General features: G+C 72.1%; 13 protein-coding genes and 2 riboswitches. Of the genes, 6 read left to right on the top strand and 7 right to left on the bottom strand.

The annotated features are described in order from the left end of the window. Position 1: 1 nt before the first annotated feature. The 5 genes from sucD to O3X23_RS14925 form a co-directional block, all read right to left on the bottom strand. Positions 2-886 carry a succinate--CoA ligase subunit alpha gene (sucD, locus tag O3X23_RS14945; protein WP_269271845.1) on the bottom strand — a complete coding sequence of 295 codons (885 nt, stop codon included), beginning with the start codon at positions 884-886 and terminating at the stop codon, positions 2-4. 19 nt (positions 887-905) lie between these two features. After that, entirely contained in the window at positions 906-2,081 is a 1,176-nt protein-coding gene (gene sucC, locus O3X23_RS14940; protein WP_138352981.1) for an ADP-forming succinate--CoA ligase subunit beta, read from the bottom strand. A gap of 210 nt (positions 2,082-2,291) precedes the next feature. After that, a complete protein-coding gene (locus O3X23_RS14935; protein ID WP_269271844.1) occupies positions 2,292-3,476 on the bottom strand; it encodes a VWA domain-containing protein in 1,185 nt (394 codons plus the stop codon). Beyond that, positions 3,473-5,839 carry a DUF5682 family protein gene (locus O3X23_RS14930; protein WP_443047856.1) on the bottom strand — a complete coding sequence of 789 codons (2,367 nt, stop codon included), beginning with the start codon at positions 5,837-5,839 and terminating at the stop codon, positions 3,473-3,475. Before O3X23_RS14930 ends, O3X23_RS14935 begins: the two co-directional genes overlap by 4 nt. Next, positions 5,836-6,951: an ATP-binding protein gene (locus O3X23_RS14925; protein ID WP_269271843.1), complete on the bottom strand. Its 1,116-nt coding sequence runs from the start codon at positions 6,949-6,951 to the stop codon at positions 5,836-5,838. The genes O3X23_RS14930 and O3X23_RS14925 overlap by 4 nt, the downstream gene beginning before the upstream one ends. A 127-nt stretch (positions 6,952-7,078) precedes the next feature. On the opposite strand from O3X23_RS14925, the gene O3X23_RS14920 reads away from it, so the two are divergent. Both O3X23_RS14920 and O3X23_RS14915 read left to right on the top strand, forming a co-directional pair. Then, a complete protein-coding gene (locus tag O3X23_RS14920; RefSeq protein ID WP_269271842.1) occupies positions 7,079-8,395 on the top strand; it encodes an SWIM zinc finger family protein in 1,317 nt (438 codons plus the stop codon). A 70-nt stretch (positions 8,396-8,465) separates the two neighbouring features. Next, on the top strand, positions 8,466-10,082 hold the full coding sequence (locus O3X23_RS14915; protein ID WP_269271841.1) for a DUF5691 domain-containing protein: 1,617 nt from the start codon (positions 8,466-8,468) through the stop codon (positions 10,080-10,082). Positions 10,083-10,111: 29 nt separating this feature from the next. Here O3X23_RS14915 and O3X23_RS14910 read toward each other — a convergent pair whose 3' ends face one another. Beyond that, entirely contained in the window at positions 10,112-10,525 is a 414-nt protein-coding gene (locus O3X23_RS14910; RefSeq protein WP_269271840.1) for a cobalamin B12-binding domain-containing protein, read from the bottom strand. Positions 10,526-10,838: 313 nt separating this feature from the next. Between O3X23_RS14910 and O3X23_RS14905 the strand changes: the two genes are divergently transcribed. Then, positions 10,839-11,738 (top strand): esterase/lipase family protein, encoded by a 900-nt coding sequence (locus tag O3X23_RS14905; protein ID WP_269271839.1) that lies wholly within the window; start codon positions 10,839-10,841, stop codon positions 11,736-11,738. Positions 11,739-11,866: 128 nt separating this feature from the next. After that, on the top strand, positions 11,867-13,357 hold the full coding sequence (locus O3X23_RS14900; RefSeq protein ID WP_269271838.1) for a peptidoglycan DD-metalloendopeptidase family protein: 1,491 nt from the start codon (positions 11,867-11,869) through the stop codon (positions 13,355-13,357). Positions 13,358-13,466: 109 nt separating this feature from the next. Here the strand turns inward: O3X23_RS14900 and pcrA are convergent, their stop codons facing one another. After that, complete coding sequence (gene pcrA / locus O3X23_RS14895) at positions 13,467-15,923, bottom strand: DNA helicase PcrA (RefSeq protein WP_269271837.1); 2,457 nt, start codon at positions 15,921-15,923, stop codon at positions 13,467-13,469. Positions 15,924-16,148: 225 nt separating this feature from the next. Next, positions 16,149-16,322: riboswitch (cyclic di-AMP (ydaO/yuaA leader) on the top strand. A 6-nt stretch (positions 16,323-16,328) separates the two neighbouring features. On the opposite strand from pcrA, the gene O3X23_RS14890 reads away from it, so the two are divergent. Together O3X23_RS14890 and O3X23_RS14885 are read left to right on the top strand one after the other, a co-directional pair. Beyond that, entirely contained in the window at positions 16,329-17,477 is a 1,149-nt protein-coding gene (locus O3X23_RS14890; RefSeq protein ID WP_269271836.1) for a C40 family peptidase, read from the top strand. A 195-nt stretch (positions 17,478-17,672) separates the two neighbouring features. Further along, positions 17,673-17,837: riboswitch (cyclic di-AMP (ydaO/yuaA leader) on the top strand. Beyond that, complete coding sequence (locus tag O3X23_RS14885; protein WP_443047855.1) at positions 17,836-18,888, top strand: NlpC/P60 family protein; 1,053 nt, start codon at positions 17,836-17,838, stop codon at positions 18,886-18,888. It overlaps the preceding riboswitch by 2 nt. The last annotated feature ends 4 nt before the right edge of the window (positions 18,889-18,892 follow it).

Genomic DNA, 18,892 nt, shown 5'->3' with positions numbered 1-18,892 from the left:
GTCAGCCGGCGAGGATGGCGCGCGCCAGGCGAGCCGTCTCCGACGGGGTCTTGCCGACCTGGACACCCGCGGCCTCCAGGGCCTCCTTCTTCGCCTGGGCGGTGCCCGACGAACCGGAGACGATGGCGCCCGCGTGGCCCATGGTCTTGCCCTCGGGGGCGGTGAAGCCCGCGACGTAGCCGACGACCGGCTTCGTCACGTGGGCCTTGATGTAGTCCGCGGCCCGCTCCTCGGCGTCGCCACCGATCTCACCGATCATGACGATCAGGTCGGTGTCGGCGTCCGCCTCGAACGCGGCCAGCGCGTCGATGTGGGTGGTGCCGATGATCGGGTCGCCACCGATGCCGACGGCGGACGAGAAGCCGAGGTCACGCAGCTCGTACATCATCTGGTACGTGAGCGTGCCGGACTTCGAGACCAGGCCGATGCGGCCCGGCTTCGTGATGTCGCCCGGGATGATGCCGGCGTTGGACTGGCCCGGCGTGATGAGACCGGGGCAGTTCGGGCCGATGATGCGGGTCTTGCCGCCCTTGGCGCCGGCGTGCGCCCAGAACGAGGCGGAGTCGTGCACCGTGATGCCCTCGGTGATCACGACGGCCAGCGGGATCTCGGCGTCGATCGCCTCGACGACGGCGTCCTTCGCGAACTTCGGCGGCACGAAGATGACGGTGACGTCGGCACCGGTCTTCTCGATCGCCTCGGCGACGGAGCCGAACACGGGCACCTCGGTGCCGTCGAACTCGACGTTCGTGCCGGCCTTGCGCGGGTTGACGCCGCCAACAATGTTGGTGCCGTCCGCAAGCATGAGCTTGGTGTGCTTCATGCCCGTGGCGCCGGTCATCCCCTGGACGATGACCTTGCTTTCCTTGGTCAGGAAAATAGCCATGGTGTGGTGACCTTGTCCCTTACTTCGCAGCCGCGAGCTCGGCGGCCTTGTCGGCCGCGCCGTCCATGGTGTCCACGCGCTGCACGAGCGGGTGGTTGGCGTCGGTCAGGATCTTGCGACCCAGCTCCGCGTTGTTGCCGTCCAGCCGGACGACCAGCGGCTTGCTGACGACCTCGCCCTTGGACTTGAGCAGCTCCAGGGCCTGGACGATGCCGTTGGCGACCTCGTCGCACGCGGTGATGCCACCGAAGACGTTGACGAAGACGGACTTGACGTCCGGGTCGCCGAGGATGATCTCCAGGCCGTTCGCCATGACCTCGGCGGAGGCGCCGCCACCGATGTCGAGGAAGTTGGCGGGCTTGACGCCGCCGTGCTTCTCACCGGCGTACGCGACGACGTCGAGGGTGCTCATGACGAGACCCGCGCCGTTGCCGATGATGCCGACCTCACCGTCGAGCTTGACGTAGTTGAGGTTCTTGGCCTTGGCCGCGGCTTCCAGCGGGTTGGCGGCGTCCTTGTCCTCAAGGGCCGCGTGGTCCGGCTGGCGGAACTCGGCGTTCTCGTCCAGCGAGACCTTGCCGTCGAGCGCGATGATCTTGCCGTCACCGGACTTGATCAGCGGGTTGACCTCGACGAGGAGGGCGTCCTCCTTGATGAAGACGGTCCACAGCTTCTGCAGAACGTCGGCCACCTGGTCGGCGATCTCGGCCGGGAACTTGGCCGCGGCGACGATCTCGGCGGCCTTCTCCGGGGTGCAGCCCTCGTTGGCGTCGACCGGAATCTTGGCCAGCGCGTCGGGGTTCTCCTCCGCGACGATCTCGATCTCCACGCCGCCCTCCACGGACGCCATGGCGAGGAAGGTGCGGTTGGTGCGGTCCAGCAGGAAGGAGACGTAGTACTCCTCCGCGATGTCCGCGGTCTCGGCAAGCATCACCTTGTGGACCGTGTGGCCCTTGATGTCCATGCCGAGGATCGCGTCGGCCTTCGCCACCGCGTCCGCGGGGTCGGAGGCCAGCTTCACGCCGCCGGCCTTGCCTCGGCCACCGACCTTGACCTGCGCCTTGACGACCGCGCGGCCACCCAGACGTTCGGTCACCTCACGAGCCGCCTCGGGCGTCTCGATGACTTCACCGGCCAGCACCGGTACACCGTGCTTGGCGAAGAGATCCCTCGCCTGGTACTCGAACAGGTCCACGCGCGTCCGTCCTTGGTGATCGCGGTTTGTTTTCTACGCGAACGTGCCGATACGGGAAGCGTGACTACGCGGTCACAAGGAGGGCGCACACGGTCACCGAAGTACGCGGCATGTCCGTCTCGCAGGTTATCCCCGAGGACGGTAGGTCCCTAAATCGCAGGTCACATGTCAGCGGTGAGAACGGTCACAGGAGGCATTGTCAGGCTCGTGTCAGGCTTCTGGTACGGGCAGTGGTCGCTTTTCGAGCGCGGCGGCCATCACCTCGGGAAACAGGTCCGGTGTGCAGGCGAAAGCGGGGGCTCCGAGCGCGGCCAGCGCGGCCGCGTGCTCACGGTCGTAGGACGGCGCGCCCTCGTCCGACAGGGCCAGCAGCGCCACGAACTGGACTCCCGCGCCCTTCATGGCGGCCACCCGTTTGAGCATCTCGTCGCGGATCCCGCCCTCGTAGAGATCGCTGATGAGGACGACCACGGTCTCCGCCGGCCGGGTGATCAGGGACTGGCAGTACGCCAGGGCGCGGTTGATGTCGGTGCCGCCGCCGAGCTGTGTGCCGAAGAGCACATCCACCGGATCGTCCAACCGGTCCGTCAGGTCGACCACGGCGGTGTCGAACACGACCAGCTTGGTGTCGATGCTCCGCATCGAGGCCAGCACCGCCCCGAACACGGAGGCGTAGACGACGGACGCGGCCATCGACCCGGACTGGTCGATGCAGAGCACCACGTCCTTCTTCACCGCCTGCGACGCCCGGCCGTACCCGATCAGCCGTTCGGGCACGATCGTGCCGTGCTCGGGGAGGTAGTGCTTGAGGTTCGCGCGGATGGTGCGGTTCCAGTCGATGTCACGGTGGCGCGGGCGGTTGATCCGCGCGGACCGGTCCAGGGCCCCGGTCAGGGTCGCGCGGGTCCGGGTGGCGAGCTTCCTCTCCAGGTCCTCGACGACCTTGCGGACCACGGCCCGCGCGGTCTCCTTCGTCGTCTCCGGCATCACCTTGTTGAGCGACAGCAGCGTGCCGACGAGGTGGACGTCCGCCTCCACGGCCTCCAGCATCTCCGGCTCCAGCAGCATCGCCGACAGCCCGAGCCGGTCGATCGCGTCCCGCTGCATCACCTGGACGACGGAGGACGGGAAGTACGTGCGGATGTCGCCGAGCCAGCGGGCGGCCTGCGGCGCGGAGCCGCCGAGACCGGCCGTCCGGCCCGCCTTCCCGTCCGCGCCGCCGCCGTCGCCCCCGTAGAGCGCCCCGAGGGTGCGGTCCATCGCCGCGTCCCTTCCGGCGAGCGCGCACCCCGTCCCGTCGGCGGCCCCTCCCCCGAGCACCAGCCGCCAGCGGCGCATGCGTTCATCGGCGGGAACCGCCCGGTTCGTACCGCCGGTCGTCGTGTCCTCGGTCATCCGTTCTCCCCCGTCGTCCCGGGCCGCTCCGCATCGTCCGGCCGCCCCTCCGCGCCACCCAGCAGCAGCCGCAGCACCGGCAGCACCGCCGCCGCCCGATCCTCGTCGAGGTCGGGGCCGAAGCCCGGCACGCCGTCCCCGGCGGCGACCGCGGGCCGGCCCGCGGCGCCGCGGCCGACCAGTTCGCCGACCGTGCGGCGGACGCCGGACTCGAACTCGCCGAACGTGCGCCGCAGGAGTGGCAGCACGTCGTCGAACGCGGCGGCCGGTACCGCGGTGAGCCAGCCGTCGAGCAGGGCGAGCAGCCGCTCGTCGTGGACGAGGAGCATGCCGCCGCCCGCGAGGAAGCCCTCCAGCCACGCCGCCGCCTCGGCCGACGGTGTCCCCGGCGACAGGGCGAGCGCCATCAGCCGGGCGGCGGCCGCCTCGTCGAGCCGTCCGTCGTCCATCAGCAGCCGCGCGGCGCTGCCGCGCAGCAGCCCCGGTATCGCCCCGTCCCGCTCGGCGACGCCCCGCAGCATCACCGCCCACCGGTCGAGGAGGCCGTCGGCCCCCAGGAGGCCGATCGCCCGGTGGGCCGCCTCGACGTGGCCGCGCATCTCGGCGGCGCCGTCCGCGTCCAGCCCGGCACAGGCGGGCGGCAGCCCGACGCAGACCCGTCGTGCCAGCCCCCCGGCGACCTGGTGGAGCGCCGCGGAGTCCGTACCGCGGACGTCGCCGTAGCGGGCGGACCGGACGAGGGCGGGCAGCGCCCTGGCGAGGTGGCCGACGTCGGTCTCCAGGGCGGCCCGGTCGGACAGCACCCGCATCACCACCGGCAGCGCGTCCGGGAGGCCCGCGACGAGGCAGCGCTCGGCGAGCGCGGTCACGTCGGCGAGCGCGGCGGCGCGCACCGCCCCTTCCTCGGTCTTCGCCGTCGCCGCGGAGAGCAGCGTCGTGCCCCAGATCCCGGCCTCGGCGACCCGGATCGCCAGTTCCGGCTCCCACCGCAGCCGCCAGCTCTCCCGGAACGTCCCCGTCCCGCCGCGCGAGGTGACCTGCTCGCCCCAGTCGACGCCCAGCAGCCCGAGCCGGTGCAGCAGCCGGCTGCGGCCCGCGTCGGTCTCCTTGCGCAGGTCCAGTTCCACGTCGCGTTCCAGCGCCTCGGGCTTCAGCCGGAGTCTGCGCTGCTCCCGGGCCAGGTCCCTGGCGAGCGGCACGGCGGGCGCGCTGTCCGGGACCTCGCCCAGGACGTCGCCGACGACGAGGCGGTCCCTGATGAGGGCGAGCGGCGCGTCCGAGCCGTCGCACATCACCGCACGGATCGCGTCCGTCGTCTCGCTCAGCCCGGCGAGCGGGCGGCCGCGCATGGCCGCGAGGCTGTCGGCGAGCCGCACGGCCTCGATGACGTGCGCGGAGGAAACCGGCAGGTCCTCGGCACGGAGCAGCCCGGCGACCTTGGTCATCCAGCGGGTGACGGGCCGGTCCCGGGCCCCGAACAGGTGGCCGTACCAGCCGGGCGAGTCGATGCCCGCGCCGTAGCCGCTGTGCCGGGAGAGCCGGCGGTGCGTCCACGGCACCCACGTCATCTCGACCTTCACCTGGGGCAGCCCCTTCAGCAGCCGCCGGTCGGCGGTGGCGGTCGCCGGCCGGGCGAGCGCCGGGACGTGCCAGGCCCCGCAGACCACCGCGACACGGTCGTGCGCCCGGCGGGCGTCCCGGACGCGCAGCCGCATGTGGGCCTCGCGCGCCGGGTCGTCCTCCTGGCCGCCGCCGTCTCCGTACAGCTCGCGCAGCGCGCCCATCGCCTCGGCGAGCGCCGCGAACGGCGCCAGCGGGTCCTCGCCGCTGCTGTTCCGGTGCTCGACCGCGTCCTCCCACCAGCGTTCCGGATCGTCGTACCCGGCCGTCTCCGCGAGCACGGCCAGCGGGTCGATGCGCAGCGCCTGTGCCGCTTCGTCCTCCACCGCTTCGTCCTCCACCGCGTCGTCCTGCCCGTCCGAAGCGGTGCGCAGGGCGAGGGAGTGGGCGGCGGGCAGGTCGATGAAGGTGACCGGCACGCCGTGGCCGGCGGCCCACCGGATCGCCACCCACTCCGGCGAGAACTCCGCGAAGGGCCAGAAGGCGGCCCGCGCCGGGTCGTCCAGGACGTGCGCGAGCAGGGCGACGGGCGGCCGCATCCCCTCCTCGGCGGCGAGCCCGACGAGCGCGTCGGCCTCCGGCGGCCCCTCTATCAGCACCGTTCCCGGCCGGTAAGCGTCGAGCGCGGCGCGCACGGCCCGCGCGGAGCCCGGCCCGTGGTGCCGGATCCCCAGCAGCGCGACCCCCGGAGGACCGGCGGCGGAGGGCGTGACGGCGGGTGCCATGACGGCCGGCGCACTCATGCGCTCGCCTCCCGGCAGGCGCGGTAGAAGTCCTTCCAGCCCTCGCGCTCGCGCACGACCGTCTCCAGGTACTCCTGCCAGATCACCCGGTCGGCGGCCGGATCGCGGACGACCGCGCCCAGGATCCCGGCGGCGATGTCGCCCGCCCGCAGCACGCCGTCACCGAAGTGCGCCGCGAGCGCCAGGCCGTTGGTCACGACCGAGATCGCCTCGGCCGTCGACAGCGTGCCGGAGGGCGACTTCACCTTCGTCCGGCCGTCGGCGGTCACACCGCCGCGCAGCTCGCGGAAGACGGTGACGACCCGGCGGATCTCGTCGGCGCCCTCGGGGACGGCCGGGAGGTCGAGCCCCCGGCCGAGCTGGTCGACCCGGCGGGTGACGATGTCGATCTCGTCCTCCGCCGAGGCGGGCAGCGGGAGCACGACGGTGTTGAACCGGCGGCGCAGCGCGCTGGACAGCTCGTTGACACCGCGGTCGCGGTCATTGGCGGTGGCGATCAGGTTGAAGCCGCGGACAGCCTGGGTCTCCGCGCCCAACTCCGGTATCGGCAGTGTCTTCTCGGACAGGATCGTGATGAGGCTGTCCTGCACGTCGGCCGGTATCCGGGTCAGCTCCTCGACCCGGGCGATCCGGCCCTCGGCCATCGCCCGCATGACGGGACTGGACACCAGGGCCCTGCGGCTCGGGCCGTTCGTGAGCAGCTCCGCATAGTTCCAGCCGTAGCGGATGGCCTCCTCCGGCGTCCCGGCCGTGCCCTGGACCAGGAGGGTGGAGTCGCCGCTGACGGCGGCGGCCAGGTGCTCCGACACCCAGGTCTTGGCGGTGCCCGGTACGCCGAGCAGCAGCAGCGCCCGGTCGGTGGCGAGGGTGGTGACGGCGACCTCGACGATGCGCCGGGGGCCGACGTACTTGGGCGTGATGACGGTCCCGCCCCCAGGCAGGGTGCCACCGAGCAGGTACAGGGCCACCGCCCACGGCGAGAGGTTCCAACCGTAGGGACGCGGACGGTCGTCGGCCGCGGCGAGGGCCTTCAGTTCATGGGCGAAGGCCTCCTCCGCGTGCGGCCGCAGAGCACCCGGAGCATCCTCGATGTCGGTGGGCATGACTGCCATGAATCCCCCTGTCCAATACCGCGGAGCCCCTCGGTCCCGCAGTGATTTCCACCTTGCACCACGCCACTGACAACGGGTGAAGCCGCAGGTCGGACGCGTTGTCAGTGGGGGCACCTACGGTCGTGGCATGGAGGAACGGTGGAGTACGGATCAGGTGCTGGCGCTGGCTCCTGACGTGGCGTCACGGAAGGCCGGGGCCCGGCTCGCCCTGCCCGCGTCCTGGTCCGGTACGGGCACGGCGCGAGCGGCGGTGTGGGGCCTGTGCGCGGGCAGCGGCAGCAAGCCCTACCAGACGGTCGTGGACACGAAGGGCCCCGGCTACCAGTGCAGTTGCCCGAGCCGCAAGTTCCCCTGCAAACACGCGCTCGGGCTGCTGCTCCTGTGGTCCGAGGCGCCGGGCGGGGCCGTCGGACCGGCGGAGGCACCGGATTGGGTGACCGAATGGCTCGACAGCCGGCAGGAGCGGACGAGGGCCGCCGCGGCCGGGCCGGCGAAGCCCGCCGACCCGGAGGCGGCGCGGCTGCGTGCCGAGCGGCGCGGCCGGCGGGTCACGGCGGGCGTGACGGAGCTGGAGCGGCGGCTGACCGACCTGCTGCGCGGCGGACTGGCCGGCGCCGACCGGGAGGGCTACCAGAAGTGGGACGAGATCGCGGCCCGGATGGTGGACGCGCAGGCGCCCGGGCTGGCCACCCGGGTGCGGGAGTTGGGCGCGGTCGCCGCGGGGGGCGGTGACTGGCCCTCGCGGCTGCTGGAGGAGTCCTCGCTGCTCCATCTGCTCACGCGGGGATACCTCGCCGAGCAGCGGCTGCCCGGCCCACTGGCCGCCACGGTGCGCTCCCGCGTCGGCTTCACCACGGACGCGGCCGAGTTGCTGGCCGGGCCCACCGTCCGCGACCGCTGGCTGGTGCTCTCACAACTCGACACTTCGGACGACCGGCTGACCACCCGTCGGATCTGGCTGCACGGCGCCCGGTCGGGGCGCGTCGCGATGCTGCTCGCCTTCGGCGCCGCGGGCCGGGCACCGGAACTGACGCTCCCGGTCGGGCTGAGCCTCGACGCCGAGGTCGCCTTCTACCCCTCGGCCCGGCCGCTGCGCGCCGTGCTCGGCGAGAGCCACGGGCCGGCCGCACCCGGCGCGGTCCCGGCCGGCGTCCCGGTCGGTCCGGCCCTCGCCGCGTACGGGGCCGCCCTCGCGGACGATCCGTGGCTCGACGCCTGGCCGGTCGTGCTGTCCGGGGTCGTCCCCATACCGGGCACCGATTCCGGTGGCTGGCAGCTCGCCGACGCCGACGGCCAGGACGCGCTGCCGATCGCCGGGCGCGGCCCCTGGCGACTGGCCGCCGTCTCCGGCGGCCACCCGGTCACGCTCTTCGCCGAGCTCGGCCACACCGGCGTCCGCCCCCTCACCGCCTGGGGCCCGGACGCCACGCCCGTCCCGCTGTAAGCCGTGCCGGACCCGGCCCGGCCCGGCCCGGTCGCCGGTTCCGGGGCCGATCGAGGAGGAACGCGGAGGCATGATGAACGCCAGCTGGAGCGACCTGGTCGGGAGCGCACTGCTCGGCACGGACCGGCGCAGACCGCCACCGTCCGCGGACCCGCACGCGGGCCAGGACCCGGCGGTCGAGCTGCTCGACGCGGCGGCGATCGGCACCGTGCGCCGCCGCGCGGGCCTGCGGCCCGCCCCTGCGCGGGAGCGGCCGGTGCCCGCCACTCCGGACGGGCGGCCGGTGCTGCCCGAGGCGGCACGCCGCAGGCTGGGGCTGCTGCTCGCGGACCGCTCGGCGGGCGGCGGCTCGTCCGGCAGGCGCGGCACGGCCCCCAACCTCGCCGAACTGCTCCCGCAGTGGCTCACCGCGGCGAGGCGGTACGGGTACGCCGCGCCGTCCGCGCTCCTGCCCGACCTGCTGGACGCCGCACGCGCCAGAACCGACCTGCGGACCGACGCCCTGGCGCTGGCCGGCCCCCGCGCGCTGTGGCTGGCGGAGCTCAATCCGGACTGGCGGTTCGCGCTGCGGGCCGGGGTCAGGGGACTGGAGCCGGCGGCCGGGGACCCGGCGGCGATCCGGCGGCTGTGGGAGGAGGGCCTGTTCGCCGAGCGGGTCGCCCTGCTGACCCGGCTGCGCGGCCGGGACGCGCGGGGCGCGCTCGCGCTGCTGCGGTCGACGTGGACCAGCGAGCGTGCCGAGGACCGGCTGATGTTCCTCGACTCGCTGCGCGCGGGCCTCTCGCCCGCCGACGAGCCGTTCCTGGAACAGGCGCTGACCGACCGCAGCCGCAACGTCCGGGCGACCGCGGCCGAGTTGCTCTCCGCGCTGCCCGGCTCCGCGCTCGCCGCCCGGATGGCCGAGCGGGCCCGCAGCTGCGTCTCGCTGGGCGCCGGGGAGAACGTGGCGGGGATCGGCATCCTCGTGGAGGCGCCGTACGAGTGCGACGCCGCGATGGAACGCGACGGTGTCGCCCCGCATCCGCCCAACGGCCGCGGCGCGCGCGCCTGGTGGTTCGGCCAGCTGGTGGAGGCGGCGCCGCTGGCCACCTGGACCGCCCGGTTCGGCGGCCGCGGCCCCGAGGAGATCATCGCCTTGCCCGTGGCGGACGACTGGCAGCCCGATCTGCACGCCGCCTGGTGCCGGGCCGCGGTGCGCCAGCGCGACCCCGCCTGGGCCCGCGCCCTGCTCGGACCGCCGCCGGCGCCCGCGTCACCGGTCGCCGCGGTCGGCGACCCGGCCAAACTGCTGTCGATCCTGCCGGAGGAGGAGCGCGCGGACTGGGTGGCCCGCTTCATCGCCACGCACGGGCTGTCCGAGGCATTCCAGATGCTCGGCGTCTGCGCCGTCCCCTGGGCCGGCCCGCTGGGCCGGGCGGTGGTCGACGCTCTCGACATCGCACGGGACGCCGGCAGCTATCCGTGGAGCTTCAGCGGGGTGATGGGCCTGGCCGAACGGTGCCTCGACCCGGCGGAGGCCGAGCGGCTCACCGCTCTGACCGCCGTGACGGAAGAGCCGGACGACGGGTCGCCCGGCGCGGGCAGCTACTGGGTGGAGGCCTTCCAGCGGCTGGTCAGCACCCTGCGCCTGCGCTCCGTCATGCTCGCGGAACTCCAGCCGCCGGCCCCGCCACCGCCGGCCGGATGAACCGGCCGACGGCGGCGGATCCGGTTGGTTCAGGCCTCGGCGCCCTGGCGGACGTTGGCCCGGACCCAGGCGACGGCGTCCGTGGTGGGCGTGCCGGGGGTGAAGATCTCCGCGACGCCGAGCGCCTTGAGGGGCGCGATGTCCGCCTCGGGGATGATGCCGCCGCCGAAGACCTTGATGTCCAGGGCGTCGCGGTCCTTCAGCAGGTCGAGGACCTTCGCGAAGAGCGTCATGTGCGCTCCCGAGAGGATGGAGAGCCCGATCGCGTCGGCGTCCTCCTGGATCGCGGTGTCGACCACTTGCTCGGGGGTCTGATGGAGGCCGGTGTAGATGACCTCCATGCCGGCGTCGCGCAGCGCCCTGGCGATGACCTTGGCCCCGCGATCATGACCGTCGAGACCCGGCTTGGCCACTACCACGCGGATCGGACCGGACACTCCCATCACTGCCTCCATGACATTGCCGGCGCCATCGCCGGCCGAGCGGGACCACGAGCGGGACCGAGTGTGAACGAACGTTATCTCCAGCATCCCGCACCCGACAGTTTCGCGGTGCGGAGCGAGGGGGAAATCACACGAAGGGACACGTTCGCAACACGTTGGGCCCGCCGCCGTCCTCCGTTCCGCCGGAGGTCGCCCTGCGGGCCCGATGCGTTCCCGGAGAGGCGGAGGCTGGGAAAACGGCTCTCCGGTCATGGGGGACTAGGGCGCACGGGGGACGGAGCTGTCTCCTGTCGTGCCGCACGGGAGGTGAGCCATGAGCGCCCAGTCGTTCGAAACCGCCGCCACGGGCCGCTGGCTGCGCAGCACAGCCATCGTCCGGGCCGCGGTGCTGGAACTCGTCATCCTGACCGGGCACCTCTTCCTCTACCCGACCGGCATCCTCCCCGAGCGTCGCCCCTCCGGCCCCGCACCCTCCGCGGGCACCGACCCACCCGCCGACCCACCCACGGACGCGCTCACCGACCCGTCGGCAGAGACGGCCACGGGCTCCCGCAGTACGCCGACGCGGCTGCGGCCCGCCGGCCCCGCGCACCCGCCCGTCCTGCTGCTGCACGGCTTCGTCGACAACCGCTCCGTCTTCACCCTCCTGCGCCGCTCCCTGCGGAAGCACGGCTGGACGCACGTCCAGGCGCTGAACTACTCACCGCTGAGCTGCGACATCCGTACGGCCGCCGCACTGCTCGGCCGGCACGTCGAGCAGATCTGCGAACAGACCGGGCAGCGGCAGCTGGACATCGTCGGCCACAGCCTGGGCGGTCTGATAGCCCGCTACTACGTGCAGCGCCTCGGCGGAGACGCCCGGGTACGCACGGTGGTGACGCTGGGAACGCCGCACTCCGGCACGCGGCTCGCGCCGCTGCTCGCGCCGCATCCGATCGTGTGGCAAATGCGCCCGGGCTCCGGCCTGCTGCGCGAATTGACCGAACCGGCCCCCGGTTGTCGCACACATTTCGTCGCCTTCTGGAGCGACCTGGACGAATTGATGATCCCGGCGGAAACCGCCCGCATCGACCATCCCGACCTGGCAGTACACAATGTGCAAGTCGCGGGAATCGGGCATCTCGCACTGCCGGTGCACGCCGCTGTGGCGGCCGGGATCCGGCAGGCGCTGAGCGGCGAGGAGCGCGCGGTGGCGGCGGAGAACGTGGCATAGCCGTCGAATTGAATTCGAACACAACGCATTGTGCAGATCCGGAACCTGCCGAAGATTGTCGCCGTCGGGGGTAGGGGGCTACAGTCACCGCTAATTCTCCTGCTGCCGAAGCGAAAGAGAAGTAGGCGGTGAACGATCGTCACCCGTCGGGGTACGCCCCCGACTACGGTGCTTACGGCTACGACCCCTCTACGACGGGCTCGTACCAGAACATCGGCACCACCTTCGCCGATGGCGACCCGCTCTTCGGAGCGATGGCCGCCACCTCGGACCAGGGCGCCACGGGCAGCTACGCGTTTGTCCCGCAACCGGCGCAGCACGGCTACGAAGCGCCCGGCGCGTCCGTCCACGAGACGGGCAGCTACGACGCGAGCGGCTTCTGGCAGGCGCAGACGGGCAGCTACCCGACGTATCCGGAGCAGCCCCAGGCGCAGTACCAGCAGCAGGGGCAGCAGCCGCAACAGGCGTGGGACTCCGGCCAGTACCCGGCGTACGGCTACAACGCCCCCGGGCAGGACACCGGCAGCTACCCGACCGGCACGTACGAGGCGATGTCGTGGGACACCGGCCTCTACACCGTGCCCGAGCAGGCCGCACCCGTCGAGCACGGCTACGCGCCGGAGTCGGCACCGGAGCCCGCGCCGCACTACGCGGACGCCTACCCGGACGCCTACGGGAACACGTACGGGACCGGGTACACGAATGTGTCGGGCACCGGGTACGCCGAGTTCCCCGCCCAGTACACGCACGAGCCGGAGCCCGAGCCGCAGCACGAGTCGGAGCCGGAACACGAATCCGCGCTCGCCGCCGAAGACGAATCCGAGCACGAGCTCGACACCGCGCCCGAGGCCGACCTGGCCCCCGTACCGTCGGGCCCGCGCGGCGGCGGGAGCGGCAGCCGCCGCAAGCGGCCCGCGAAGCGCTCCGCGCTCCTGACCATCGCGGTGCCGTCCGTCGCCGTCATGGGGGTGGCGGCCTGTGCCGCCGCGGCCATCTCCGACGTGCCGGGCGCCCATGCGACGACCAAGACCGAGGCCGCCGCCAAGACCGCCACGAACGCGCCCGTCTCGAAGCTCGACACGCAGCTCGCCGGGGTCACCTCCGACGCCGACGACTTCGCCACCCGCGCCAGCCGTACGCAGGAGCGGATCGACCTCAAGGACCGCGAGGTCGCCGCGAAGAAGGCGAAGGCCGACGCGGCGGCGCGCAAGGAGGCCCTGCGGCCGAAGTTCCTGCTGCCGGTGTCGGCGCGGGGACTGAGCGCGTACTACGGGCAGTCCGGCGTCAACTGGATGGCGCTGCACACCGGCATCGACTTCCCGGTCGACACCGGCACCCCCGTGTCCTCCGTGACCGACGGCACGATCCGCACGCAGTGGAACAACTCCTACGGCAACATGGCCATAGTGACCGCCGCCGACGGCACCGAGACCTGGTACTGCCACCTCAGCAGCACCAAGATCCGCTCCGGCAAGGTCAAGGCCGGCCAGCTCATCGCGTACTCGGGCGACACCGGCAACACCACCGGTCCGCACCTGCACTTCGAGGTCCGGCCGCAGGGCGGTTCGGCGATCGACCCGATGCCTTGGCTGCGGTCGCACGGACTCGACCCCCGCTGACCGAGCCCGCAGAACGCCGCGACGACTGAACGTCGGACCAGCAGAACGTCGGAACGTCGAAAGGCCGGGACGGCCGAAGCCGCCCCGGCCCGTCACCACCCGCGGGCTGTCAGAGCTTCTGCACCGGCGCGTACCGCAGTAGCAGCCGCTTCGGCTTCTCCTCGCCGAAGTCGATCGTCGCCTGCGCCTCGGACCCGCTGCCGCTGACGCCGACGACGGTCCCGAGCCCGAACTGGTCGTGCGTGACCCGGTCCCCCACTGTCAGTGCGATCACCGGACGGTCGGTCGCCCGCCGCGTCGCGAAGCCCTTGGGGCCCGCCTTGGCGCGGGAGGAGGACAGCGAGGAGGCCGCGGCGGACATCGCCGCACCCGGCCCGGCCGGCGGGCCGGTCCGCTTCCAGTTGATCAGCGTGGGCGGGATCTCCTCCAGGAAACGCGAGGCCGGGTTGTACGAGGGCTGTCCCCAGGCGCTGCGCATCGTCGACCGCGTCACGTACAGCCGCTCGCGCGCCCGGGTGATGCCGACGTAGGCCAGTCGCCGCTCCTCCTCGAGCTCCTTGGCCTGCCCCAGGGCCCGCATGTGCGGGAAGACCCCGTCCTCCATGCCGGTGAGGAAGACCACCGGGAACTCCAGGCCCTTGGCGGTGTGCAGCGTCATCAGCGTTATGACGCCGCCCCCCTCCTCGTCGTCCGGGATCTGGTCCGAGTCGGCGACCAGTGCGACACGCTCCAGGAACTCGGCGAGGGTGCCGGGCTCCGCGTCCTCCGCCGCCGCTCGCTCCTGCTCGAACTCCAGGGCGACGGCGGCCAGTTCCTGAAGGTTCTCGATGCGGGTCTCGTCCTGCGGGTCCGTGGAGGCCTGGAGCTCCGCCAGGTACCCCGTCCGCTCCATCACCGCTTCGAGGACGGTCGCGGGACCGGCGCCCGACTCGACGATGGTGCGGAGCTCCTCCAGCAGCTCGTTGAACTTCTTGACGGCGTTGGAGGAGCGGGCGGCCATGCCGTACGCCTCGTCGACCCGGCGCAGCGCCTGCGCGAAGGAGATCTTCTCGCGCAGCGACAGGGCGTCGATCATCGCCTCGGCGCGGTCGCCGATGCCGCGCTTGGGCACGTTCAGGATCCGGCGGAGCGGGACGGTGTCCTCGGGGTTCGACAGGACGCGCAGGTACGCGAGGATGTCGCGGACCTCCTTGCGCTCGTAGAAGCGCACCCCGCCGACGACCTTGTAGGGCAGCCCGACGCGGATGAAGACCTCTTCGAAGACACGCGACTGGGCGTTGGTCCGGTAGAAGACGGCGACGTCGCCGGGGCGGGATTCGCCCGCGTCCGTCAGCCGGTCGATCTCCTCGGCGATGTACTGCGCCTCGTCGTGCTCGTGGTCGGCGACGTAGCCCGTGATGACGGGGCCGTCGCCGGCGTCCGTCCACAGGTTCTTGGCGCGGCGGCCCGCGTTGCGCTCGATGACGGCGTTGGCGGCCGTGAGGATCGTCTGGGTGGAGCGGTAGTTCTGCTCCAGCAGGATCGTCGTCGCCTGCGGGTAGTCCTCCTCGAACTGGAGGATGTTGCGGATGGTGGCACCGCGGAAGGCGTAGATGCTCTGGTCCGCGTCACCCACCACGCACAGCTCGGCGGTCTGGTCGCCGGTGCCCACCAGCTCGCGCACCAGCGTGTACTGGGCGTGGTTGGTGTCCTGGTACTCGTCCACGAGGACGTGGCGGAAGCGGCGCCGGTAGTGCTCCGCGACGTCCGGGAACGCCTGGAGCAGGTGCACCGCGGTCATGATGATGTCGTCGAAGTCCAGGGCGTTGGCCTCGCGCAGCCGCGCCTGGTAGAGCGCGTACGCCTCGGCGACGTGCCGGTCGAACGCGTTCTCCGCCTGCCGGGCGTAGTCCTCCTCGTCGATCAGCTCGTTCTTGAGGTTCGAGACCTTCGCGCTGAACGCCTTCGGCGGGAACTGCTTGGGGTCGAGGTCCAGGTCCCGGCAGACGAGCGCCATGAGCCGCTTGGAGTCGGCGGCGTCGTAGATCGAGAAGCTGGAGGTGAAGCCGAGCTTCTTGCTCTCGCGGCGCAGGATGCGGACGCACGCGCTGTGGAAGGTCATGACCCACATCGCGTTGGCGCGCGCGCCGACGAGGTCGCCGACGCGCTCCTTCATCTCGCCCGCGGCCTTGTTGGTGAAGGTGATCGCGAGGATCTCGCCGGGGTGCGCGCCGCGGGTGCCCAGCAGGTGGGCGATGCGGTGCGTCAGCACCCGGGTCTTGCCCGATCCGGCGCCCGCGACGATGAGCAGCGGCCCGCCCGCGTGCACCACGGCGGCGCGCTGCTGCTCGTTCAGCCCCTCCAGGAGCTGGGCGGGATCGACGACGGGGCGGGCGGCCCCGTCCCGGTAGTACGCGTCCCGGCCGCCTTGCGGGGGCTCGTGGAAGCGCCCGCCGAAGAGATCGTCCGCCGCGTCGTCCGGCCGCCCGTGCGCGGAGCTGTGCTCCGGGGGCGGCGGGGCAGATTCCGACCCGTGGTCGGGGGCCTGGAGGTCGGCCAGGAAGCTGTCGTCAAAGAGGCTGCTCATCGCCTCCCGAGTCTAGGCGCCCCCACTGACACCTCGTACTCAGCTTGCGGGAGTCCGCCAGGGACACCGACAGATCCGTCACGCTCCGCTGTCGTTCCCGGTCACTGCGCGCACATCACGAAATGGTTTCGGGCCTATCGGACACCGGCCTTCCCACGGGGCGGGGGAGTTGGCTACCGTGCCGAACCAGACGGTCCGTCCTCCCCTTCGGCAACACGCCGTCACGGGCCGTCTCCGCTGAGTGCGGCCGCGAGGCCGCAGCCGGGGACCCATCAGCACCACTGGGGTGAATCGGTCCGCACGGAACGTCCGCACAGGATCTTCCGCCAGGACCGTAGGGCGACCTTCCGACAGCCCGAACCCGACAGCTAACCCGGTAAGCGGTTCACGGAAGGACTTCCCGCCTTGGCGTCGCACCGCAAACCCCGCCCCGGCATACGCGCGGGGCTGCTCACCACGACCGGCCCGCGCGCGGCCGTCGGGCTCACGGCGGCGGCACTGGCCACCGTCACGCTGCTCGGCGAGACCGCGAGCGCGGCGCCCGCGCAGCCGCCCTCCATAGAGGAGGTGCAGGCGAAGGTCGACGCGCTCAACCACGACGCCGAGGTCGCCACCGAGCGCTACAACGGCGCGAAGGAGCAGGCCGACCTGCAGAGCTCCAAGGTCGAGTCGCTGCTGAACCAGGTCGCCCAGCGGACCGCGTCGCTCAACGACGCCCGGCGCGTCCTGGGCCAGTACGCGGCTGCCCAGTACCGCAGCGGCGGTGTCGACACGACGAGCACCTTCCTGCTCTCCGACACCCCGCAGGAGTTCTTCGACCAGACGCACCAGATGAAGCGGATGACGAGCAACCAGAAGGACGCCGTCGAGAACTTCCGCGTCCAGCAGGCCACGACGACCACGAAGCGCACCGAGGCGGTGAAGGGCCTCGACGCGCTGAACGCGTCACGGACGAAGCTGGAGACGGAGAAGCAGACCGTCAAGGAGAAGCTGGCGTCGGCGCAGAAGCTCCTCAACACCCTGACCGTGCAGGAGAAGGCACGGCTGGCGGCCGCCGCGGCCAAGAAGGCGGAGGAGGACCGCAAGCGCGCCGCCGCGATCGCCGCCAAGGAGAAGGCCGCGCGGAAAGCCGCCGCCAAGGAGGCGGCGAAGGCCGGCACGGGCACGGGGACCGGCACGGGCGGGTCCGGTACGAGCAGCAGCTCCTCGCAGGCGGAGAAGGCCATCGCCTTCGCCCGTCAGCAGATCGGCAAGCCGTACGTGTGGGGCGCGACGGGCCCGACCTCGTTCGACTGCTCGGGGCTCACGCAGGCGGCCTGGAAGGCGGCCGGCATCACCCTGCCGCGCACCACCTGGGACCAGGTGAAGACCGGCGACCGCGTCTCGATGTCGGAGCTGCGGCCCGGCGACCTGATCTTCTTCTACGACGACATCAGCCACGTCGGCCTCTACATAGGCGACGGCAACATGATCCACGCGCCGCACACCGGCACGGTCGTCAAGATCGCACCGATCACGCAGATGCCCTTTTACGGCGCTTCGCGCCCGTCCTGACCGTTCACATCCTGAATGATCCCTTCTCCCGTTATGGGGTGGACCGTCGGGCCCAGGACCGGCCCGACGGTCACAATAGGTAAGGTAACGAGGCGATTTCGCTCACCTTCCGAAGGAAACTTCCCAAGAGTCGCCCCAGTTGGCTACGGTGACCCGCTAGGCAGATCGTTCCCAAGCCGGCGCAGTGCCGACGGCGAGCTGCCTCCGCTGAATCCGGCCGCGAGGTCGGAACCGGGGACCCACACGCAGGACTTGGGGTGAATCGGGGCGAACGTCCGCACAACGGACGCCAGCACCGTAGGGCAGCCTTCCACAGCCCGAACCCGTCAGCTAACCCGGTAAGCGGTCCACGGAAGGAATGTCTGCCTTGGCGTCGCACCGCAAACCGCGTCCCCGAATACTCGCCTCCACCGGCCCGCGTGCCATGGTGGGCCTGACGACGGTGGCGCTGGCCACTGTGACTCTGCTGAGCGAGTCCGCGAGCGCCGCGCCCGCGAAGCCCTCCATCACGGAGGTCAAGGCGCAGATCGACGACCTCCGCGAGAAGGCCGAAGTCGCCACGGAGCACGCCAACGCGGCGAAGGAGAAGACCGACCAGCAGCGCGCGAAGTCCGACCTGCTGCTGGCCGAGGTCGCGAAGAAGACGCAGAAGCTGAACGAAGCCCGCGAGACCCTGGGCCAGTTCGCCGCCGCCCAGTACCGCGAAGGCGGCGTCGACCAGACCACCGCCCTGCTGCTCTCCGACAACCCGGAGAAGTTCCTCGAGCAGTCCCACCTCGTGGACCGTGTGTCGGCCACGCAGGAAGAGGCCATCAAGGAATTCCGGACCCAGCAGGCCGCCGCGACGACGGAGCGCACCAAGGCCGCCGCCAGCGTCGCCGACCTCGCCGCCGCGCAGACCAAGCTGGCCACCGAGAAGAAGAACGCCGCGGCCAAGCTCGCCGACGCGCAGAAGCTGCTCAGCAGCCTCACCGCCGAGGAGCAGAAGAAGGTCAAGCAGCTGGACACCCAGCAGTCCGGCAGCGGCAACAGCGCGGCCTACACGTACAACGGCCCCGCCAGCGGCCGCGCTGCGCAGGCCATCAGCTTCGCCCTCGCCCAGCGCGGCAAGCCGTACGTCTCCGGCGCCACCGGCCCGAACTCGTACGACTGCTCCGGCCTCACCCAGGCCGCGTACCGCTCGGCCGGCATCAGCATCAGCCGCACCACGTACACCCAGATCAACGACGGCCAGCGCGTCTCGCAGTCCGCGCTGCGCCCCGGCGACCTGGTGTTCTTCTACTCCGGCATCAGCCACGTGGCCATCTACCTGGGCAACGGCGAGATCGTGCACGCCCCGCACCCGGGCGGCGTGGTCGAGGTCGGCAAGATGAGCTGGATGCCGTTCGCCGGCGCTGTGCGTCTCGCCTGACCCC

Source organism: Streptomyces sp. H39-S7, from assembly GCF_027158205.1.
In the GTDB taxonomy this organism is placed as follows: Bacteria; Actinomycetota; Actinomycetes; order Streptomycetales; family Streptomycetaceae; genus Actinacidiphila.
Note: the sequence above shows the minus strand (reverse complement) of the source record. Positions and strands in the feature narration are given on the sequence as shown.

Coding starts and splice junctions, on each gene's coding strand:
- sucD (WP_269271845.1), bottom strand. CDS start 886: ATGGCTATTTTCCTGACCAAGGAAAGCAAGGTCATCGTCCAGGGGATG.
- O3X23_RS14935 (WP_269271844.1), bottom strand. CDS start 3,476: ATGACCGAGGACACGACGACCGGCGGTACGAACCGGGCGGTTCCCGCC.
- O3X23_RS14930 (WP_443047856.1), bottom strand. CDS start 5,839: ATGAGTGCGCCGGCCGTCATGGCACCCGCCGTCACGCCCTCCGCCGCC.
- O3X23_RS14925 (WP_269271843.1), bottom strand. CDS start 6,951: ATGGCAGTCATGCCCACCGACATCGAGGATGCTCCGGGTGCTCTGCGG.
- O3X23_RS14920 (WP_269271842.1), top strand. CDS start 7,079: ATGGAGGAACGGTGGAGTACGGATCAGGTGCTGGCGCTGGCTCCTGAC.
- O3X23_RS14915 (WP_269271841.1), top strand. CDS start 8,466: ATGATGAACGCCAGCTGGAGCGACCTGGTCGGGAGCGCACTGCTCGGC.
- O3X23_RS14910 (WP_269271840.1), bottom strand. CDS start 10,525: ATGGGAGTGTCCGGTCCGATCCGCGTGGTAGTGGCCAAGCCGGGTCTC.
- O3X23_RS14905 (WP_269271839.1), top strand. CDS start 10,839: ATGAGCGCCCAGTCGTTCGAAACCGCCGCCACGGGCCGCTGGCTGCGC.
- pcrA (WP_269271837.1), bottom strand. CDS start 15,923: ATGAGCAGCCTCTTTGACGACAGCTTCCTGGCCGACCTCCAGGCCCCC.
- O3X23_RS14885 (WP_443047855.1), top strand. CDS start 17,836: ATGTCTGCCTTGGCGTCGCACCGCAAACCGCGTCCCCGAATACTCGCC.